Below are 22,641 nucleotides of genomic sequence, written 5' to 3'. Positions count from 1 at the left end.
GTCATGGATAAGTTTAATAAATCAATTATTGCAATGCTTATTGCATTATCTTTTAGCTCTGCAGCTAGTTATGCAGAGGTTATACATAATTTTAATACCGTAGATAGTGATGGAGAAGTAGATAAGTATATTGTTTCTAATGGCAATACATTAACATTGGAAACGCCATCAACAGCGAACAGCTTTACAGAGGGTGATACAGGAAGTGAAAACTTATCGTTAAGTGATTTACTGGCTAACGATTTAATAGATGACCCCAATAATGCTTTGGATAAGGATCGCTTAAGCATAGGTCCGATGAATAATGGCATCACTATTCCTGACCCAATTACAGGCGGTGTGGCCACTATGCAAACATATGATTCTGCTGAGCTAGTAGGATTAGGCAGTATTTTGGATACAAGCACTACTTTACCAAGCTTACACAATGTAGGTGATAATCAATATATTGATTTACGTATTGCTGATGTGCAAAGTTCAGGTGGCACATTAAATGTTAATTTGGGTGATGCCAGTACTGGGGCATCATCAAGTACCAATCATATCAACTTAGTGTCCAAGCAAACAACATTATTTGATGTGGATGGTTCAGGGGGAGAAGACAGTATAATTAATTGGGAAGGTAAAAATAGAGTAACCTTTTCTTCTGCACAAGCAGATATTAATGCAAATAAAACGGCTTATACCATTGATGATATTCCTGTCTTTTCTGGGGCTATTTCTGTTCAAACTTTAGATGGTAACAGCACTAATTTTAACGTGACTGATGTGGCTTCTTTACAAGCATATAATGATTGGTTGATCGACAAACTCCAAGCTGGGCAATTAGAGCCAAGTGATTATGAGTCTTTATTTAATCAGGCGGTCTCATTGAAGTCTGAAACCATTTACTATGACTATACAGCGGACAGAACACAAACAGATGATGATCTTTTTAAACCCATTGGGGACAACACAGTTATTCATGCCACGGGGGAAAATGCCACAGTAAATATTAATGGTACATTAGAAACAAATTATACCTATGGTTATGGTTCTGCCCGGACAGATGATTCTAAGGTTGCGGTTAAGGTAGACAATGGAGCCAAAGTTGAAATTGGGGCAGATGCTTTATTGGGTGTCAATAATGGCACTGCTTTAACTTTAGCAGACGACTCTACTGTAACCAACAAAGGTGTTATTAATGGCAACTTTTTGCTTAAAGATAATGGAACGGTTCAGTCTGCCAGTAGTCAGGGTGTAACGGTGATTCGAGTTGAAGATTCTTCTTCATTAGATAATCAAGGTATCATTAATATCAGTGCAGCAGGTACACATAGTCATCAAACTATCGGGGTTTATATCAACACCACTGATCCAAATGTGGTTTCAACCAATTCAGGTACAATTAATATAGGTGTAAAAAATTCATCCTCAAATAGAGAAACAACAGGGGTTGATGTAGCATCTAAACAGTCAACATTTATAAATAATGGTGATATTTATATTGGGCGAGAAGCTCAGATGACACAAGGGGCAGCAGCAGCTGACGTTGAAATAAATAATTCTGTCTTTACCAGTGGCATTCGTGTGAGCAGTGGCGCAAGTGCAACCAATAATGGCAATATCACCATTGGCAGTAAAACGCAAAATAGTGCAGCCATGAATGCCATTGCCGGTGATGCAACCACAATGATCAATAATGGAACCATTTCTATTCAGGGTGTTGGGCAAAATGGTGAAGTGCCTAATTATAACTATGGTATGTTGGTTACCAATGCAGGTGCACTTGGGCAAATTCAAAATGATGGCACGATTGAATTGGCTGGTGAAAATGCGGTCGGTATTAAAGTCATCAGTACAGGCTCAAAAAATGCCCAAGCATTGGCTACTGAAAATAGCCATATCATTATTAATGGTGAGGCTGACCCTATTTATGGTACAAGAAATTATGGTATATGGGTTGAGGGGCAAGGCTCTGGTTTAGCTTCAGCTTCAGCAGAAGGTACAATAGAACTTAAAGGTAGAGGTGCCATTGGTGTACATGCACGTGGTAATGCAAATGTTGTTGTGACTGAAGATGCTATTCCAATTTTTGATACGGGCGAAGAACAAATTGCTTTTTTTGCCTATGGTGATAAGGCTAATATCAGTATTTTAAATCCTACTAATTCGTTTGACGTGTCAACAGATAAATCCACTGTTTTTCGTGTGGAAAATGGGGCAGACTTAAATGAAACAGGTCTAAAAATCATCACAAGTGGTAACAGTTCAATTGGTGTCAATGGTACAGGTGTAGGCACGGAGGTCAATTTAAGTCAGGCACACTTTAATTTAACTGGCGAAGCATCAATTGGTTCAATTATAGAAGGTGGTGCAACAGGTCAATATGAGCCTGATAGCAAAATCGAGCTTTCTGCAAATCAAACGATTGGCACCATTGTTGATGGCAATAAACACAATTTAAGTGGTGCAGTAACTTCTGCAAATGTGGCGGCAACCAAATTAACCAGTGGTGCTTCAGTAATCAGTTCTTCAGGGGTAACTGAAGCTACCGGCTATATCGTACAAAACAATGGTACATTGGCTTTAACTGGTGACAGTGATGTGGATTTTACTGCAGGTTCGGACAACACAGGGGTATGGGTTAGAAGTGGTATTTTGAATAATGAAGGAACCATTCATTTAAATCATGGCACAGGTATCAAGGTTGACGGGACAGCAGCCAGAGTAACCAGAGTAGGGCAAGTAACAGTAGATGATGGTACTGCTGGTGTGCAGTTACTCAGTGGTGCTCAGTTATCATTAAGTGGTAGTACAGGAGATGTGATTCAAACAGCTGGAACAGCGCATGGTATTTTATTGGATACTGGAGCTTTGGCAATGTTGGCACAAAATGTCACACTCAATATTAATGGTAGTGGTAATGGTATTGAAAACAAAGCAGAAACCAATCAAATATCTTTATCTGATGTAACTGTTAATGTTACAGATGGAGCGGGTATTCGTACTGGTGTAACAATTGATTCTGGTTCAACTGCACAAATTAATGTTTCTGGTAATGGTAAAGGCTTTGCTTTCCAACAAGCGGACGGTAGCCAAACTTCAGGAGACCTTGCTATAGGTACTGGATATCAAATTAATGGTAACGGTGCTGGTTCAACAGGTATTTATGCTTATACCAATGCAGAAGTGGTTACAGCAGCTTCAGTTACCATTAATGATGTTGCTGGCGGATCTGCTTTGGTTGCAGGAACGGCATCACAAACAACCAATTTAGGCAAACTTATCTCTAACAGTCAAAGCAGCTCTGTTGTTGACTTATCCAATGGTACAGGAACAACTTTTGACAGTGTCGGTACCATTATAGCTTCTTCAGCGAATGCTCTGGCTGTGCAAGGCAGTTCAGGAAACGATAACTTGGGTTTTTACTCAGGGAATGTTCGAGGTGAAATTGATTCAGGAAGTGGTGCAAAAGATACGTTGTTTATGCAAGGTACACAGTTTGAAGGTGGTATTTCAATGGGGGCAACTAATAACCATGCAACCATTAACTACACAGATTTAAATCAAGTTTCCCATATTACCTCTGTGTCTGGTGGGGAGAATGTGTTAACTTTTAATGGTATTACCGCTCGTGGAGGCTCATTTGTTTCGGATGACTTAGCCAAAGGAACTAATTTAAGCGATGGCTGGAAAACCTTTAATTTGTTTAATAATACACAGTGGACTTTAACCGATAATTTAAAACTTAGTGGTAGTGAGGTGAATATTGATACAAGTTCTATTTTGTATGCAGGTAATAATATCAAACCAATTATTTCAGGCGCTGCTCCTGGTTCTGTAACCGTAAATAATCAAGGAACCATCGATTTGACTAATGGTGACACTATTGGAGACTCTTTAACCATTCAAGGTGATTATCATTCTGACCCTGGCAGGCTTGCCTTTGGTGGTATTGTGGCATTGAATACTTATTTAAATACTGGAGGCCCTTTAACCAATCAAACTACTGACCGTTTACTGATTGAAAACAATGCCTCAGGTACGACTCTTTTAACGCCCAAATTGGTTGGAGATGGTGGGGCTACCGATTTGAATGGGAATCATGTAATTGAATCAAATGAAGGGATTTCACTCGTACAAGTCGGTGGAAATTCTACGGCCAATGCTTTTGAATTGGCAAATGGCTATGTTGCAGCAGGCGCATTTAGTTATAAGTTGTATGCTTTTGCTCCGGGAGCGTCTGATGCTTCAGAAAGAGTTGTTGGTGGAGCAACAACAGGTAATCAATTTTGGGATTATCGTTTGGCCAATGCAATTGTATGTAGCGATGATCCTATTTGTTCTCGTCCTGGTGTGATTCCCCAAGTTCCTTCTTATGTGTCATTAATGGGGGCTTTGACACAATACAATATGCTTAATATTGATGATTTACACAAACGTTTGGGGGAGCTGAGAACGCAAGACTTTGATAAAACAGGCAATGTTTTTGCCCGTTATGTTCATTCAGATTATACGTATCATACCAATGTTCATACCAAACGATATGGTTTTAACTATGATTTTGATACTGATTTATTGCAAATAGGTGCTAATCTATTCCGTCTTGATGAAGAAGATAAATTGTTTAGCGGTGGACTTGCTTGGTCTCATGGTTATTCAACTTTAAAACCAAAGGCAGAAGATGGATACAGTAAGTCTAAAATTAAATCAGATACATTGGCTTTATATTTAACATGGAACAATAAAGATAAATTCTATATTGATGGTACATTGTCCTATGATTGGCATCGTACTGATGTGGAGACTAAAGCACATGGTACAGCCAGTAAAATTAAAGGTAACAGCTGGGTTGCATCAATTGAAACAGGTTACCCATTTATGTTGGATAATGGCTGGGTTTTAGAGCCGCAAGCACAATTGAGTTATCAAAATTTGAAAATGGATAATGTCATTGATCAAGATGGGGCAAAATTAGCATTTAATCGTCATCACCAAACAATTGGGCGTCTTGGCATCAGAACCAATAAAACTTGGGTTGGTGAAGATGGTAAATTGCACACACCTTATATACGTCTAAACTATTACCATGGTTGGGGTGGTTCACCTACAGTGAATATTTCTGATGCAAATAACAGCGAGTTTCCTGTAACCAGCTTTACTGGTGGTAAATTTGGACAGGCTGCACAACTTGGGTTAGGTTGGACAACGACATTTAAAAATAATTTCTCTTTGTATGGAGAGGCAGATTATCAACATGAAGTTGGTTCTTCTGGTGCCCGAGGTTATCGGTTTAATATAGGGGGTAAATGGAGCTTTAAATAAAATTATTCCCATCGTTTAAAAAGGCAAGATTTTTTCTTGCCTTTTTTTATTAAGAAACAATGGTTGTTTATAAAAACGTCCATTTTATATGATCACTTGTTTTGAAACAGTTAAATTCCCACTTAATCTTGGCAGGATAAAAGATAAAAATAATCTGATTGAATGTGTGAGCATAAGTGTATAATTAAAGGTCAATATACTTGTTCTTCTTTATCTTTCAATCAGGATCAGGGTTTTCTATGGCTGTCTATTCTTTGAGTGAAAAACTTGCACAACAGATTGTCGATAAGACAATGCAAATTATTAACTGTAATGTAAATATCATCAATACCAAAGGGCAAATTATTGGTAGCGGTAACACTGAGCGTTTAGGTGAGCTACATGAAGGCGCATTGTTGGCATTGTCTCGCAAAGAAGTGGTTTCTATTGATGAAGAAGGAGCTAAAAACCTACATGGTGTCCGCCCAGGCGTGAATTTACCTTTACAAATTGATGGAGAAATTGTTGGGGTCATTGGTTTAACTGGCGAGCCAACGCATTTAAAACAGTTTGGTCAGTTGGTTTGTATGTCTGCGCAAATGATGATGGAGCAGGCAAGACTGTTACATGATTTAGCCCAAGAAAGTCGCTTGCGTGAAGAGTTGGTGCTTAATTTAATTCAAGCAGAAGAGTTAACCCCTAAACTATTAGAGTGGGGGCAACGTTTAGGCATTGATTTAACCATTCCACGAGTAGCGTGTATTATTGAAATCAATATCGATATTGAACATTCTGAAGTGGAATCCGCAATTTACGAATTTAAAGGTATTCAAGATCATTTGTATACCCAGCATATTAGTGATTTATATGCCGTGCAATCTTTAACAAAAATGATTGTATTGATTCCTGCACTGAATCAACATGGTCATTGGGATACCGCGGAACATAAAACCAAATTAGAAAAAATATTGGCAGAGCGCAAAAAAAGTGCAGCCCAATTAAATATGAAAATGGCATTGGGTCATTATTTTACTGATGAAAAAAACAATATCGCCAAATCATATCAAACAGCCAATACCACTTTATTAATTGGGAAACAACGTAAACCAGAGGAGAAGTATTACCAATATCATGATTTAATTTTGCCAGTTTTATTGGATGGTTTAAATTCTGGGTGGCAGGCATTGGAGTTTTTATATCCACTAAATCAATTAAAACAACAAGATAATAATGGTTTGTTGCTCAAAACATTAAGAGTGTGGTTTAAAAATAATTTACAAATGGGGGCAACAGCAAAAGCGCTCTATGTTCATCGAAATACACTTGAATATCGTTTAAATAAAATTTCGTCCATTACAGGGTTGAGAATGGATTTACTTGATGATCGGTTGTTGCTTTATATCGCTGTATTATTGGATAAGTAAAAAATAAAAAACCGCAATTATCGTTTATTGCGGTTTTAAAATATATTGAAACAGCAAATTTAAGTAATTGGTGCAGGATTAAAAACAGCAAGCGGATTATGTAGCCCCCAATGATCCGACCAAGGTATTTTTTTACCACTGGCAACTTCTAAAATCATATGAAACAATTCCCAGCCAACTTCTTCTATTGTTTTTTCACCTGTGGCAATGGGGCCGGCACTGATATCCATTAAATCGAACCAACGGTTTGCAATAGCATTTCTGCTGGCCATTTTAATAACAGGTATTGCAGCTAAACCATAAGGGGTGCCTCTTCCAGAGGTAAAGACCTGAATGGTAATACCCGAAGCCAATTGTTGTGTACCACAAACAAAATCACTTGCAGGTGTTGCTGCAAAAATGAGGCCTCGTTTTGTTGGTCTTTGCCCAGGAGAGAGTACTTCAACAATTGCGCTGGTTCCCGATTTGGCAATAGAACCCATGGCTTTTTCCACAATATTATTTAAGCCTCCTTTTTTATTACCAGGAGTAGTATTGGCACTGCGATCAACTTTGCCCGCGTCAAGGTAGTCATCATACCAAGCCATTTCACGAATTAAGTCTCGACCAACTTGTTCATTAATTGCTCGAGGGGTTAATAGATGAATACCGTCCCTGACTTCGGTCACTTCTGAGAACATCACCGTTGCACCACAGCGAACCAATAAGTCAGACGCAAAGCCGACAGAAGGGTTTGCTGTAACGCCAGAGAATGCATCACTTCCACCACATTGCATCCCAACCACCAATTCTGAAACGGGAACAGTTTCTCGTTTTCTTTGGTTTAAACGTTCCAAATGTCTTTGGGCAACACGCAAAATGTGGTCAACCATAGATTTAAAGCCGTGATGTTGTTCATCTTGTAGACTAATGACATCGTCTGGGTCATCTAGCTCTATTGGAATCACATCTGATGTCCCTTTTAGTAGTTTTTCAGGTTGTAATTTTTCACAACCTAATCCTACCACCATGACTTCTCCACCAAAATTAGGGTTTTTAGCCAAATTATGAATAGAGCGAATAGGCACAACAGCCGCAGGAGCATCAATTGCGACACCACAACCATAAAGATGGCTTAATGGCACAACACCATCGACATTAGGGTATTGTGGCAATAAATCACGTTCAATGATTTTAGTGACATATTCAACAATACCCGCCACGCAATTAACACTGGTTGTAATACCTAATAGGTTACGTGTTCCTACTGAACCATCAGCATTTTTATAACCTTCAAAAGTATAGCCTTCTAAAGGAGGTAAAGGTGCAGGTACTTTAGTTGCTAATTCAAGCTCATCTAAAGCTGGTGCTTTAGGCATTTTAGTGACCCCTTCGTGAACCCAACTGCCTTTTTTTAAATCGCAGGCAGCAAATCCAACAACTTCCCCATAACGGATAATAGGCTCATCTTGTAAAATGTCTTGTAAAGTAACCTTATGGCCTTGCGGTACTTCTTCTAAAAGAGTTAACCCATCAGTTGGAAAAATAGTTCCTGCTGGTAAGCTGCCCTCATTGACCACAATAGCAACATTGTCACTAGGATTCACTTTAATATATAAAGGGATATCTATTTTTTCTGCCATATTCATTACTCCCACTATTCATGACTAAACCATGACATTATTATGGATAAGTCTCAAAAAAACATTGTGCAATTATCTAATTTTTTTAACTGAAATAATGAAAAATTTGTGTTTTTTTCTAAATAAAACCTATCTAATTATAAAATATAAAGATTTTTACAAAATTGTTTCCTGTTTTGTATTTTTGCCTATTTGAATAGAAAGAAATAAATCAAAAGTTGTGCATTTGCATAATGAAATTTTACTTTGGTATCCCTATACTGCTTGGCAATGCATTAAGAATATATTTTTATGTTTTCGAATTAATGGTTTCTTATGAAAAAAGGTGTGTCATATGAGTGAGGCAAATCAAGTTTTAGGGGAACAAAAACGGACAAATGTACGTTGGATGATTGTCGTTCTTTTATTTTTCGTGACAGCAATTAACTATGGAGATCGGGCTACATTGGCCATTGCTGGCAAACCTTTATCTGATGCAGTGGGGATTGATGCTGCGGGGATGGGGTGGATATTTTCAGCATTCTCATGGGCTTATGTGTTAGGTCAATTACCAGGAGGTTGGTTACTTGATAAGTTCGGTTCTAAGCGAGTCTATTTTTACAGCATTTTCTTTTGGTCTTTATTTACATTAATGCAGGCAGGGATAGGGTTATTTACTGGCGTGTGGGCATTAATTACCTTATTCTCCCTTCGTTTCTTGGTGGGCTTGGCAGAGTCTCCTTCTTTTCCAGGCAATAGCCGTATTGCTGCAGCATGGTTTCCAGCCAATGAACGGGCAACAGCTGTATCTATTTTTAACTCAGCTCAATACTTTGCAACCGTTATCTTTGCACCCATTATGGGCTGGTTAACCGTTGAATTGGGCTGGCAATCTGTATTTATTTTCATGGGCGTATTGGGTATTTTAATCAGTATTGTTTGGTTAAAAGTCATTTATGACCCAAAAGAACATCCAAGAGCCAATGCTGCTGAAGTCGCTTATATTGAGGCTGGCGGTGCTTTGGTGAATATGGATCAGAAAAAAGATGATGGTAAGAAAGAAGGTCCTAAATTTGGTTATGTAAAACAATTACTGACCAATCGGATGTTGGTTGGGGTTTATCTTGGGCAGTATTGTATTAACTGTTTAACATTCTTCTTCATCACTTGGTTTCCGATTTATTTGGCAACCGAAAGAGGATTGGATTTGAAATCTGTCGGTTTTGCCGCAGCAGTACCTGCAATATGTGGTTTTGCTGGAGGAATTTTAGGAGGCATTATTTCTGACAGATTGATGAAAAAAACAAATTCATTGTCTATTGCTCGAAAAACACCAATTGTATTAGGCATGTTGTTTTCTATGACTATGGTGTTCTGTAATTACGTTGATTCAATTGGCATGGTGATCTTGTTTATGTCCATGGCTTTCTTTGGTAAGGGTATCGGTGCTCTGGGCTGGGCTGTTATGGCAGATACAGCACCAAAAGAAATTAGCGGATTGGCAGGTGGCTTATTCAATATGTGTGGTAACTTGTCTGGTATCGTTTCACCAATTGCCATCGGTTATATTGTAAATGCAACTGGCAAATTTGAATGGGCTCTTGTATTTGTCGCTGTACATGCTTTAGTTGCCGCTTTTAGCTTCTTGTTTATTGTTGGTCCAATTAAACGTATGGAACTTAAAAGCATTGATTAAACCAAGATTAGATATGGATAAAGGATACAGAAAATGAGTACACAATCAGTTCCCGTAATCACATCCATGCAGGTTATTCCAGTGGCAGGTTTTGACAGTATGTTAATGAATGTGGGGGGGGCTCACTCCCCATATTTCACCCGTAATATCGTTATCTTAAAAGATAATGCAGGTCATACTGGTGTAGGTGAAGCGCCTGGAGGAGACACGATTTATCAGTCTTTGGTGCAAGCAACTTCTCATGTAGAAGGTCGATCAATTGCCATTTTAAATCGTATTGTTCATGAAATGCATAATGGTTTTTTAGATGCCGATTATGAAACATTTGCTGGTGGGGCTTGGACCTTTGAATTACGAGTCAATGCTGTTGCTGCTTTAGAGGCTGCCTTGTTGGATTTGATGGGACAATTTTTAAATGTACCCGTTGCTGAATTATTAGGTTCAGGTAAACAACGTGATGAAGTCACTGTATTAGGTTATTTATTTTATATTGGTGACGATAAAAAGACCGATTTGCCCTATCAAAAACCGCGTACAGGGGAGCATGATTGGTATCGTATTCGTAGAGAAGAGGCCATGACTTCAGATGCCGTTATCCAGTTGGCTCAGGCGGCACAAGATCTTTATGGTTTTAAAGATTTCAAAATGAAAGGTGGTGTCTTTTCTGGTGAAACCGAAATTGAAACCGTGACTCAGTTGAAGAAAAACTTCCCTGATGCGCGCATTACTTTAGATCCAAATGGGTGTTGGTTATTAGAAGATGCCATTAGGCTTTGTAAAGGCATGCATGATGTATTGACCTATGCGGAAGATCCATGTGGTGCTGAGCAAGGTTACTCTGGACGAGAGGTGATGGCAGAGTTTCGTCGAGCAACAGGTTTGCCTACCGCGACCAATATGGTTGCAACAAATTGGCGTGAAATGGGACATTCTATTATGTTACAGGCAGTTGATATCCCTTTAGCTGATCCACATTTTTGGACACTAACTGGTGCTAGCCGTGTTGCCCAAATGTGTGATGAATGGGGTTTAACATGGGGCTGCCATTCTAACAATCACTTTGATATTTCTTTGGCTATGTTTTCTCATGTAGGCGCTAGTGCGCCTGGTAATCCAACTGCATTAGATACACATTGGATTTGGCAAGAAGGGGATATGACTTTAACTAAAGAGCCGTTGAAAATTGTTAAAGGCAAAATAGCACTGAACGATAAGCCAGGTTTAGGTATTGAAATAGATATGGATAAAGTAGCAGCTGCGCATGAATTGTATAAACAATTACCATCAGGTGGACGTAATGATGCCATGGCAATGCAATATTATTATCCAGGCTGGCAATTTGATCGTAAACGCCCTTGTATGGTGCGATAAGGTCTATTGATATATTTATAATTAAATGAAAGTTAAGGAAAAATAAAATGAGTACATCTACACCCGTAATTACCGAAATGCAAGTTATTCCTGTCGCTGGATATGACAGTATGTTGCTTAATCTAAGTGGCGCACATGCTCCTTACTTTACCCGTAATATCGTTATTTTAAAAGATAACTCCGGTAATGTCGGTGTTGGTGAAGTGCCAGGTGTGGGTACTGTTACCCAAACGTTAGAAGATGCCAAACCTTTAGTGATTGGCAAAACAATTGGTGAATATAAAAATGTAATGAATGCTATACGCCAAAAATTTGCAGATCGTGATTCAGGCGGGCGTGGCAACCAAACATTTGATCAACGCACAACAATCCATGTTGTTACGGCTGTTGAAGCGGCTATGATGGACTTATTAGGAAAATTTTTGGGCGTGACTGTTGCCTCATTATTAGGAGAAGGGCAACAACGTGATGAAGTAGAAGTGTTGGGGTATCTATTTTATGTTGGTGACAGAAACAAAACTGATTTACCTTATCAAAACCAATCAAATGATCCTTGCGACTGGTATCGCTTACGTCATGAAGAAGCGTTGACACCACAGAGTATAGCCCGTTTAGCAGAAGCGACTTATGAAAAATATGGCTTTAATGATTTTAAATTAAAAGGTGGTGTATTAAAAGCAGAGGATGAAGCCGAAGCTGTCATTGCCATTAAGAAAAAATTCCCAAATGCTCGAGTGACTCTAGACCCTAATGGTGGTTGGTTATTGGATGAAGCCATCCGTATTGGTAAATACTTAAAAGATACTTTAGCTTATGCAGAAGACCCTTGTGGTGCAGAACAAGGCTATTCAGGGCGAGAAATCATGGCAGAGTTCCGTCGTGCAACAGGTTTACCAACAGCGACCAATATGGTTGCAACCGATTGGCGGCAAATGGGACATACCATCTCTTTACAATCAGTTGACATTCCCTTAGCTGATCCACATTTTTGGACCATGAATGGGTCGGTTAGAGTGGCTCAACTTTGCCATGAATGGGGTTTAACATGGGGTTCTCATTCTAATAACCACTTTGATATTTCTTTGGCAATGTTTACCCAAGTGGCTGCTGCTGCACCAGGAGACATTACTGCTATTGATACCCATTGGATTTGGCAAGAGGGCAATCAACGTTTAACTAAAGAGCCTCTCATCATTGAAAAAGGCATGATTCAAGTACCTAAAAAACCAGGCTTAGGTGTGGATGTAGATATGGATCAAGTGATGAAAGCACATGAGCTATACAAAAAAATGGGATTAGGTTCGCGCAATGATGCGATGGCGATGCAGTATTTGATTCCTAATTGGGCATTTGACAATAAACGTCCTTGTTTGGTGCGTTAAAAATAGCGTTTCAGAGTGGACAAGCTCACTCTGACAAAAATAACAGTATGGAACTTGTTTATAGAAAGAAAAATTATGAAGAAAACGTGTCATAACCAGTTAAGAGAAGATGTGTTAAATCGTAAGACCCTAATTGGTTGTTGGGCCGCTTTAGGAAGCCCAATTACGACAGAAATATTAGGCTATGCTGGGTTTGATTGGTTGTTACTTGATGGGGAACATGCCTGTAATGATGTATTGACTTTTATTCCACAGTTGATGACATTAAAAGACAGTGTAAGTCAGCCTATTGTTCGTCCTGCTTGGAATGATTTTGTTTTGATTAAACGGTTGTTGGATATTGGTTTTTATAATTTTTTGATTCCATTTATCGAAACAGAAGAGGAAGCGATCAATGCAGTACGTGCCACACGTTACCCACCTGATGGCATTCGTGGCGTATCGGTAGCCCACCGAAGTAATCAATTTGGCACAATCACAGACTACTTTGAAAAAGTGAATCAAAATATTTGTGTGATGGCACAAATTGAAAGCCAGAAAGGTATTGAAAACGTAGAAAAAATTGTAGCCGTAGACGGTATCGATTTACTGTTTGTTGGACCGAGCGATTTATCTGCGGCACTTGGTCATTTTGGCAACCCCGCACATCCAGATGTTCAAAAAACCATTCAGCACATTTTTGATGTGGCTAAAAAACACGGTAAAGGTGCAGGTATTTTAGCACCTGTTGAAGCAGATGCCCGTCGTTATTTACAAATGGGTGCCACCTTTGTTGGTGCTGGCAGTGATTTAGGACTCTTTCGTTCAGCTACTCAGGCATTAGCTGACAAATTTTTAAAATAACAAAGCCTGTTTTGACATACTCAATTGAAAGGAAAAAAATCATGAATGTAGGATTTATTGGCTTAGGTATTATGGGCAAACCAATGAGTAAAAATCTGCTTAAAGCAGGGTACTCGATAGTGGTGAGCGATTTAAACCAAGCAGCAGTAGACGAAGTGGTTGCCGCTGGTGCAAAAACCGCATCTTCTGTTAAGGAACTGGCAAGCCAATGTGATGTCATCATCACTATGTTGCCTAATTCACCGCAAGTTAAACAAGTTGTTTTAGGCGAAGGTGGTGTGATTGAAAGTGCAAAAGAAGGTACCGTTGTTATTGATATGAGTTCTATTGCGCCATTGGCCAGTAGAGAAATTGCGACAGAGTTAGCGAAAAAAGGTATTGCTTTATTAGATGCACCAGTCAGTGGTGGCGAACCTAAAGCAATTGATGGCACCTTATCCGTTATGGTAGGCGGAGACAAAGCATTGTTTGACAAACACTATGATCTTTTAAAAGCAATGGCAGGCTCCGTTGTGCATACAGGCGATGTTGGTGCCGGAAATGTAACTAAATTGGCGAATCAAATTATTGTGGCTTTAAATATTGCAGCAATGTCAGAAGCCTTTGTTTTGGCAACCAAAGCTGGAGTTGAACCTGAATTAGTTTATCAAGCCATTCGCGGTGGTTTAGCTGGCAGTACAGTATTAGATGCCAAAGCACCCATGGTACTTGAGCGTAATTTTAAACCAGGATTCCGTATCGATTTACATATTAAAGATTTACAAAATGCTTTGGATACCTCTCATGGCATCGGTGCTTCTTTACCATTGACTGCATCTGTAATGGAAATCATGCAATCTTTACGTACTGATGATATGGGCAGCTTAGATCATAGCGCGATTGCACGCTATTATGAAAAACAAGCAAAAGTTGAAATTAAAAAATAATTAACAAATCCCTTTGTTAAACACCAACCTCGAGGAAGCCTAACAAAATGTTTGATCACATATATCTTAGGCTTCCTAGGAGAGGATATTTATTATGGTATTGAATATGAATCAGCCACCCCAAAGAATATTAAAAGACCTGTTCCAAACAGTACTTAGCGCTGCTATGCCAGAAGGGAAAATGGCCTCATTTTTACCTAAAGAACCACCAAAAGGGAAAACCATTGTGTTGGGGGCAGGTAAAGCAGCTGCCAGTATGGCAGCAGAGTTAGAGCGAATTTATCCTTTTCCAATTGAGGGTATGGTCATTACCCGTTATCAGCATGGTGAGCCAACCAAATATATAGAAGTCATTGAAGCTTCTCATCCAGTTCCAGATCAAAATGGGACACAAGCTGCATTAAAATTGTATGAATGGGCTAAGTCAGCCACTGAAGATGATTTGGTGATTTTCCTTGTTTCAGGAGGAGCCTCTGCATTGATGGCATTACCTGCACAAGGCATTACATTAGAAGACAAAAAATACATTACACGGCAGTTATTGGCCAGTGGTGCACCCATAGAAGAAATGAACATTGTGCGTAAACATTTGTCTGCCATTAAAGGTGGACGATTGGCACAAATTGCTGCGCCTGCACATGTCTTGACTTTAGCTATTTCCGATGTGGTGGGGGACGATTTTTCCGCAATCGGTTCTGGACCAACTGTGCCAGATCCTAGCACATTTGCTGATGTTACAACTATTTTGAATAAATACAACATTAATATACCTGAGTCTGTTAAAAATTACCTCAGTTCTGATACTCAGGCAAAAGAAACACCAAAGCAGTTAACCAATACAGAAGCACATTTAATTGTGACACCGCAAAAAGCCTTTTTAGCCACCCAAGAAGCAGCGCGTAATATGGGGTTAAATGTTTTATTTTTAGGGGATGCGCTCACTGGAGAAGCAAGGCATGTGGCTGCTGTTCATGCAGGCATTGCACACCAGATTAAAATGCATGATACCCCAGTAAGTAAGCCTGCTTTAATTTTGTCTGGTGGTGAAACGACAGTAACGGTTACAGGCGAAAATGGTAGAGGTGGACGCAATGCAGAGTTTTTGTTGGCTTTGGCAATAGAATTAAAAGGCATGGACAATGTTTATGCTATTGCCTGTGATACAGATGGCATTGATGGCAGCGAAGACAATGCAGGAGCAATGATTGGGCCAGATACTTTACAGCGTGCGTCTGAGCAACTGAATTTAATTGCATCTGATTTTCTTGCAAAAAACGATGCTTATACTTTCTTTAGTTATTTAGACGATTTAGTGGTGACACAACCGACTAGAACCAATATTAATGATTTTAGAGCCATCCTGATTTTGTGATTCAAAAGACCGCTGTTTTTATTGTAAGAACATCATAATGGAAGGCAAAAGAAAGGAAAAAAATGAGTGTGATCATCGATATTATTGCCAGAGAAATACTGGATTCTCGAGGTAACCCAACTGTTGAAGCAGATGTTATTCTTGAAACCGGTATTTTAGGACGCGCAGCAGTTCCCTCTGGTGCATCTACAGGAACCAAAGAAGCTTTGGAACTTAGAGATCAGGATAAAAAACGTTATTTAGGCAAAGGTTGTTTGACAGCCGTAAGTAATATCAATCAATTAATTAAACCTGTGTTGATTGGTTTGAACGTGTTTGAGCAAACTTTAATTGATCAAACCATGATTCAATTAGATGGTACCGAAAATAAAGAAAAACTAGGCGCCAATGCCTTATTGGCAGTATCCCTTGCAGTAGCTCATGCTGCTGCCCAAGAGGCAAAATTACCGTTGTACCGTTATATTGGTGGTTCAGGCCCTATGAGTATGCCTGTACCCATGATGAATGTGATTAATGGTGGTGCCCATGCAAATAATAGCTTAGATATTCAAGAGTTTATGATTATGCCTATTGGGTTATCCAGCTATAAAGAAGCATTGCGTTGTGGCGCAGAGATTTTTCATACATTAAAGAAAATTTGTCATGATAAAGGGTTTGCTACAACAGTTGGTGATGAAGGTGGCTTTGCCCCTAATTTAAATACTCATGAAGAGGCGATTACCTTAATTTTACAAGCTATAGAAGCTGCGGGTTACCAAGCTGGGCAAGATGTGGTTTTGGCTTTAGATTGTGCATCTAGTGAGTTTTATCAAGACGGCAAATATCATCTTAGTGCAGAAGATAAAAGTTTAACTTCAGAAGAGTTTGTAGATTACTTAGAACAATTGGTCAAAAAATACCCCATTATCTCTATTGAAGATGGCATGAGCGAAGATGATTGGGCGGGTTGGGATATTCTAACCCGTAGATTAGGTAAACACATTCAGTTAGTAGGCGATGATTTATTTGTCACTAATCCCAAAATCTTAAAGCAGGGTATTGAACAACATTTAGCCAATGCACTTTTGGTCAAAGTGAATCAAATTGGTACCTTAACAGAAACACTAAAAGCAGTTGAAATGGCTAAACGCAATAGTTATGCCAGTGTGATGAGTCATCGTTCTGGTGAAACAGAAGACAGCACCATTGCCGATTTGGCTGTGGCAACCAATTGTATGCAAATTAAAACAGGTTCTCTTTCCCGTTCTGACCGTATGGCTAAATACAATCAATTGCTTCGAATTGAAGAAGAGCTTGGTGAATATGCTTACTATCCAGGACAAGACGCATTTTTATTTAAAAATCACTCATAACTTTCCTCATTAAGTGATCCTTTTGCCTCACCTTAAAAAGTGAGGCATTTTTTTAGCTAAGTTTTAGAAAAATATGAAAAAATAAACCAATTTTAATCAGCATAATTGTTCATTTGCACAATGTTATTTTTTGCTTATTCTTTTACAATATTTTCAGTTAGTTAGGTAAATAACAATAAAAATATTATGGAGCAGTAAATGAAAAAAACGAAAATAGTCTGTACTTTAGGGCCAGCAACCGACCAACCAGAAATTCAAGTTGCTTTATTACAAAATGGTATGAATGTGGCTCGTTTTAACTTTTCCCACGGCTCACATGCCGACCATAAACAAAGAATGACTGCGATTAGAGAAGCCTCTAAAAAAACAGGTATTCCAGTTGGGATCATGTTGGATACCAAGGGGCCAGAAATGCGCTTGGGCACCTTCAAACATGGCAAAGTAACCTTAGAAAAGGGGGCAAAGTTTATATTAACAGGCAAAGCAGTTGAAGGCGATGAGCATATAGTGTCTATTAACCATAAAACGCTTGCTCAGGAAATTATTGTCGGGAACCAAATTTTATTATCCGATGGTTTGATTCAATTAACTGTAACCGCAATTGATCAGCTTGATATTCATACGGTTGTTGACAATACTGGGCAAATAAGTAATGGTAAGCGTGTGGCAGTGCCTGGTGCGAATTTAAGTTTACCACCTTTATCTGAAAAAGATATTGAGGATATTACTTTTGGTATTCAGGAAGACGTTGATTTTATTGCAGCTTCCTTTATTCAAAGAGCCTCAGATATCGTTGCCATTAAGGATTTACTGAAAAAACATCAAGCTTCAATTAAAATTATTGCCAAAATTGAGAATGCAGAAGGTGTAAAAAATCTGGAACACATTCTAGACTTGGCTGATGGTTTAATGATTGCTCGTGGCGATTTGGGGGTCGAGATTCCAGCTGAAGAAGTACCCTTGATTCAAAAAAGAATGATCAGCCTTTGCAATGAAAAAGGCAAACCAGTGATTACCGCAACTCAAATGCTTGAAAGCATGGTCAATAACCCTCGACCAACCAGAGCAGAAGCCAGCGATGTGGCCAATGCGATATTAGATGGTACCGATGCCATTATGTTAAGTGGTGAGACTGCTTCAGGGCAATATCCAATTGAAGCGGTCAAAACCATGACCACCATAGCACTCAGAATGGAAGATGAACTGAGCACCGCTAAAAAATTAGCGAAATTTGGTTTCAAACAAACCAATACAACCGATGCAATCAGTCATGCAACAGTACAAGTTTGTCTGGAATTAAATGCTAAAGGTATTATTACCGCGACAGAATCAGGGTTCACCGCACAGATGGTGTCTCGATATCGGCCTCAAACCCCAGTGTTTGCCGTAACACCTCATCAAAAAACCATTCGTTCATTGCAATTGGTATGGGGGGTTATCCCATTACAAGGTGATGTTAAAACCGATACTGATGCCATGACCACTGAGGCCATTAACCGATGTTTACAAAATCATTATATTGAAAAGGGTGATTTAGTGGTGATGACCGCAGGTATTCCCATTGGTTTAAGCGGCAGCACCAATATGATTCAGGTACATGTAGTAGGTAGTGAAGAGACTCATTAATGCTTTAATTGTTATAAAAAATAACAAATCCTCCCAAATTTTTCAGCAGACATAATAGATGATTATGTCTGTTTTTTTATTCACTTATATTTAAGTACAATGAAATTTTAGATTGCTTAAAATAAACGACAGCACATTTTTTTGAGTTAGATTACGAAGTATTGTTTGGATACAAGAAAGAAATAATGGTTTTGTTGGGGAAGATTTGAATTGATTCAGATATATTGTTTAGTGACTAAAATAAAAAGGGCTGTAATTTTACAGCCCTTTTTATGAACCTCATTTATGTTATATGTCTCCAAGATAGTCTTCTCATAAAACTCTTAGTAAAATGCATTTCGACAAAGTGCCAAGTACCATTTTCATCTTTATAACCCATGTATTTTTTACCATTATGTTCTATAAAAATGGGTTCCCCTTTAGCATTATATGATTGACGATACCCCGTTAAATTTGAGCTTTCTGAACCAAATAATCCTGGGATGCCACCGCCAGTAGCTGCACGAATACCATAAGTGAAGCCACTTGAAGAGAATGTGTCACAAGAAAATGTGGAGTCAACATTAGGAATATAGGTGTTTACAAACAATGTATCATTGTATATTTTAGGGCTATAAACTATTTGTTCATATTGATTGACACCTGCTTGAGTAATAGAGGGTAAATCCATATACCAACCATAACTTGGGGTTGCTGTACATGAACTAATATTGGCCCAACATACTTTGTTATTGGTCAAGGCATTGGTTGAGGTAGTAATTTTTTGCTCGGTTAATTTACTTTTTGCAATTGTACCAACACCAGTTAAAGCATCGTATTTTTTGGCACTTTTACTGTTCCAAGCAGCCATATCCCAATCCCAAATACCATATAAGCTTTGGGTATTTGCTGCATAAACATCATTGCCTGTTAAATAACCCATTTTACGTACACCTGTACCAAAATTTAAGATCACTTTCTTTAAATTTTCATCTTTTTGTATGGCTATTTTTGTGAAAATAGGCTGATTATTGGGCGTAGTAAACAACTTAGCTAGGTTACTGCCTTTCTTCCAATCGTTTGTATCTTTACTGGTTAAATCAAAACGCCAAACATTGCCTTGTAAATCACCTGCATACACATAATCAACAATTTGATCCTCATCTAGGTCAGCAGAAGTAACATGCGCAATACCATTAGGTGCACTAGTGGAACCATTATTGGTATTAAGGAAATGAAAACTTGGTTCACCTGTTGTTTGATCAAGTAGCATCACATATATACCTGCTTTACCAGAGCTTGGCGCACTACAGTTGCCATTGCCAACATCATTGCCAAGACACCAGCCATTGCCAAAAATAGCACCCCATTGTCCGTTATGGAAGCGGCGAATTTCTGGTGTGCCATAAGTATTTCCTAAATATTGCCATATTGGGTCGCTACCATTATAAGACCATTCACCGATGATTTGTTCCTTCGCACTATCTTTTGTATCGTCAAATTTATCAGGGTCAGTGACATCCAATGCATAAATGGTTGCGCCACCTACGCCTAAGCCACTAACCAATATAGAATGCCATTTGCCACCATAGAATACATCGCCTACACCAGGTGTAGCATCATGATAATAATTATGTCCATATTGTGAGTTGGAAAAGTCTAAGCCGTTATTTGACGCATTGTGAATACGCTTTAAAATAGAAGCTGGCATATAAGCCAAGACTTCTTTACCATCATTTGGGCGATCTGTTGTTGGAGAGAAATTTTTCCCTGTAACGTCATAAGCACCACTGCGGAAACCATGTAAAAACCCATCATTGGCACCAACATAGGTTACATTTAAACGTGCATTATATTTTTCTTGGAATGCTGTGTATTTTTCAGCACCCTCTATATTTTCTGTCATAGTCTCTGATGCATACAGAGCATCTTGCCAAGTGCGATTATTGTCCTTAGCTGATGGTGGGCCAATCCAAGCAGGGCTGGCATTCACGATATCAGCTAAAACAGATTCTCTGGCTCTAAATTGTCCCCCTGAACTGCTGATTTCTGCTGTACGATCACCTCTTAAATAGCTTAGCCTTGCTTCACCTTGGTTATCTCCAGAGTTAAGATAGGCTTTTTCAGTATCCGTTAAAGACGACCATTTAAATGTAGTCCCTTCGCTTGAGTCGGTTAAGTAAGTCCACATTGTCCTGTCATCTGGTTCTTGTTTGGTGACATTACTTTGTCCTGTATTGGCACATTCTCCACCAGTTAATAGACAAGAGGCATCCCAAGTTGCCTGAGTCGGTACAACAAAACTATCATTTTGAAAGTATAATGTATGTGCTGTTACTTGCCCCGTCCATTTATTCGAATTATAAAATGCTGAGAAAATTTGGCTATCTGTTCTAAACTCTGCATCGGGTAAGCTTACAGAAGAGGAACCCACAGTTTTAGAAGCGGGGGCTGCTTTAAAACAAGTAACTTCATGTATATTGGTGTATGCACCAGTTGAACCCGCAAAACCAAAGCGGAATGATCCTGGTAGAGGTCCATTGGTTGAAATAATGTCTTTGTCAACTAATATTGGTTGGTATGTCCCGCCATTATAACTCCACCATAAACTTAATAGACCATCTGGCGTAATTTTTAATTTATAGTTAATAGGAAAAGCACTACTTCTGACAGTGGCTGTACTATTAATTGGTGAGTTTAATTTAGCATGGGCAATGTATTTATAATTGTCAATAGGAATTCCTTGATTTACTGACTTATTATAAATCATACCTGTACTGCATGTATTGTTTATGGCCGTTACACCCGTGCTGTCATTTGGGTAAAACCCAGGATAAAGTGCATTTAAAGTGGCTCGGTTAATCGAACCTGAACCACGTAGCGCAATGATATTTCTTCCTGGATTGCTTACTGGGGTGCTCGTGTTGTCACTTTTATTTAAAAAGTTACCATATTCATCAATACCTATGCCTAGATAACCTCCGCTGATACCTTCTCCTTTTGTGCTTGAGTTATTTGCACAACTGTAACCAAGAGAACCGCCAGATGCACCCAATGTAGGGGTAACTGCGCCATCAACCAAGAAAAATGTCATACCATCGGCATTGTTACTGCCTCCATAAGTATAAGTGGTAAAAGATACCTCTAAACCTTCATTTGTTGGAAAGGTAAAATCAGATACAACGCCTCCTGCTCGATATGTTGGTGATGCAGGTGTCAAACGTAAGGCTCCTTTGCCATCAGCATCAGTAATACCGGAGCATTTAGGAGGGGAACCTGGAGTTGTTGCATTGCCAACATTTTGACCATTTCCTGCCGTTAAGCAAGCGACATTGTCTTGTACGCCTCCGCCCACTCTAGGTAATAACCAGTTTCCTTGGGTTTGTTTACCAAAAAAATTTTCTGTGATAGTTAAACTTATGGAAGAGGGCGAATAAGCCAGTAAGCAGCAAGTCAGTGTGAGAGTGTATAAATTTTTATTGTGTAAAAATTTTTTTTTGAATGGGGGAGCGATTTTTTTCATAATGGTCTACACTTTAAATTATGATTAATATAGATTTACGGTAACATAATAGTGTTAATTATACTTTAATAATATTGCTAATTGACAAGAGGTAGTTTTTTTACCTTAAAAGGAAACTAAAAATAAAGAAATTGTTGTTGGAATGGTACATTGATAATTACTTAGATTTTATTCAGAAAAATAATATTTTGTTTTTTTATTATTTATAATATTAATTTCTGCTTTGTGGATAATAAAATTATTTTATGTTGACGTATTTT

The 22,641-nt window shown here is 38.7% G+C and carries 12 protein-coding genes; 10 read left to right on the top strand and 2 right to left on the bottom strand.

Annotated elements, in window-relative coordinates; all coding sequences use genetic code 11:
• Window positions 1-3 precede the first annotated feature (3 nt).
• Together AADH04_RS15120 and AADH04_RS15115 are read left to right on the top strand one after the other, a co-directional pair.
• Window positions 4-5,307: an autotransporter outer membrane beta-barrel domain-containing protein gene (locus tag AADH04_RS15120; RefSeq protein WP_434778108.1), complete on the top strand. Its 5,304-nt coding sequence runs from the start codon at window positions 4-6 to the stop codon at window positions 5,305-5,307.
• Between the two features lie 239 nt (window positions 5,308-5,546).
• The gene (locus AADH04_RS15115) at window positions 5,547-6,710 is read left to right on the top strand and encodes a sugar diacid recognition domain-containing protein (RefSeq protein ID WP_434778107.1); all 1,164 of its coding nucleotides are present in this window, start codon (window positions 5,547-5,549) and stop codon (window positions 6,708-6,710) included.
• Window positions 6,711-6,769: 59 nt separating this feature from the next.
• Here AADH04_RS15115 and garD read toward each other — a convergent pair whose 3' ends face one another.
• Window positions 6,770-8,332: a galactarate dehydratase gene (gene garD, locus AADH04_RS15110; RefSeq protein ID WP_434778106.1), complete on the bottom strand. Its 1,563-nt coding sequence runs from the start codon at window positions 8,330-8,332 to the stop codon at window positions 6,770-6,772.
• Window positions 8,333-8,666: 334 nt separating this feature from the next.
• Between garD and AADH04_RS15105 the strand changes: the two genes are divergently transcribed.
• From AADH04_RS15105 to pyk, 8 genes are all read left to right on the top strand, one after another.
• Window positions 8,667-10,007 (top strand): MFS transporter, encoded by a 1,341-nt coding sequence (locus tag AADH04_RS15105; protein WP_434778105.1) that lies wholly within the window; start codon window positions 8,667-8,669, stop codon window positions 10,005-10,007.
• Window positions 10,008-10,040: 33 nt separating this feature from the next.
• On the top strand, window positions 10,041-11,378 hold the full coding sequence (locus AADH04_RS15100) for an enolase C-terminal domain-like protein (protein WP_434778104.1): 1,338 nt from the start codon (window positions 10,041-10,043) through the stop codon (window positions 11,376-11,378).
• A 47-nt stretch (window positions 11,379-11,425) separates the two neighbouring features.
• Window positions 11,426-12,760 carry a glucarate dehydratase gene (gene gudD, locus AADH04_RS15095; protein ID WP_434778103.1) on the top strand — a complete coding sequence of 445 codons (1,335 nt, stop codon included), beginning with the start codon at window positions 11,426-11,428 and terminating at the stop codon, window positions 12,758-12,760.
• A gap of 75 nt (window positions 12,761-12,835) precedes the next feature.
• Window positions 12,836-13,603, top strand: a complete 768-nt coding sequence (gene garL, locus AADH04_RS15090) for a 2-dehydro-3-deoxyglucarate aldolase (protein ID WP_434778102.1) — start codon at window positions 12,836-12,838, stop codon at window positions 13,601-13,603.
• 41 nt (window positions 13,604-13,644) lie between these two features.
• Entirely contained in the window at window positions 13,645-14,529 is an 885-nt protein-coding gene (garR, locus tag AADH04_RS15085; protein ID WP_434778101.1) for a 2-hydroxy-3-oxopropionate reductase, read from the top strand.
• A gap of 106 nt (window positions 14,530-14,635) precedes the next feature.
• The gene (locus tag AADH04_RS15080; protein WP_434778100.1) at window positions 14,636-15,901 is read left to right on the top strand and encodes a glycerate kinase type-2 family protein; all 1,266 of its coding nucleotides are present in this window, start codon (window positions 14,636-14,638) and stop codon (window positions 15,899-15,901) included.
• A 62-nt stretch (window positions 15,902-15,963) separates the two neighbouring features.
• Window positions 15,964-17,253, top strand: a complete 1,290-nt coding sequence (eno, locus tag AADH04_RS15075) for a phosphopyruvate hydratase (protein WP_434778099.1) — start codon at window positions 15,964-15,966, stop codon at window positions 17,251-17,253.
• Window positions 17,254-17,451: 198 nt separating this feature from the next.
• Window positions 17,452-18,879: a pyruvate kinase gene (pyk, locus tag AADH04_RS15070; protein WP_434778098.1), complete on the top strand. Its 1,428-nt coding sequence runs from the start codon at window positions 17,452-17,454 to the stop codon at window positions 18,877-18,879.
• A gap of 283 nt (window positions 18,880-19,162) precedes the next feature.
• On the opposite strand, the gene AADH04_RS15065 is transcribed toward pyk, so the two are convergent.
• A complete protein-coding gene (locus AADH04_RS15065; RefSeq protein WP_434778097.1) occupies window positions 19,163-22,381 on the bottom strand; it encodes a pilus assembly protein in 3,219 nt (1,072 codons plus the stop codon).
• Window positions 22,382-22,641: the final 260 nt, after the last annotated feature.

This window comes from Neisseria sp. Ec49-e6-T10 (genome assembly GCF_051132615.1).
In the GTDB taxonomy this organism is placed as follows: Bacteria; Pseudomonadota; Gammaproteobacteria; order Burkholderiales; family Neisseriaceae.
The sequence above is the reverse complement of the archived record's forward strand: the minus strand, read 5'-3'. Positions and strand labels throughout refer to the sequence as shown.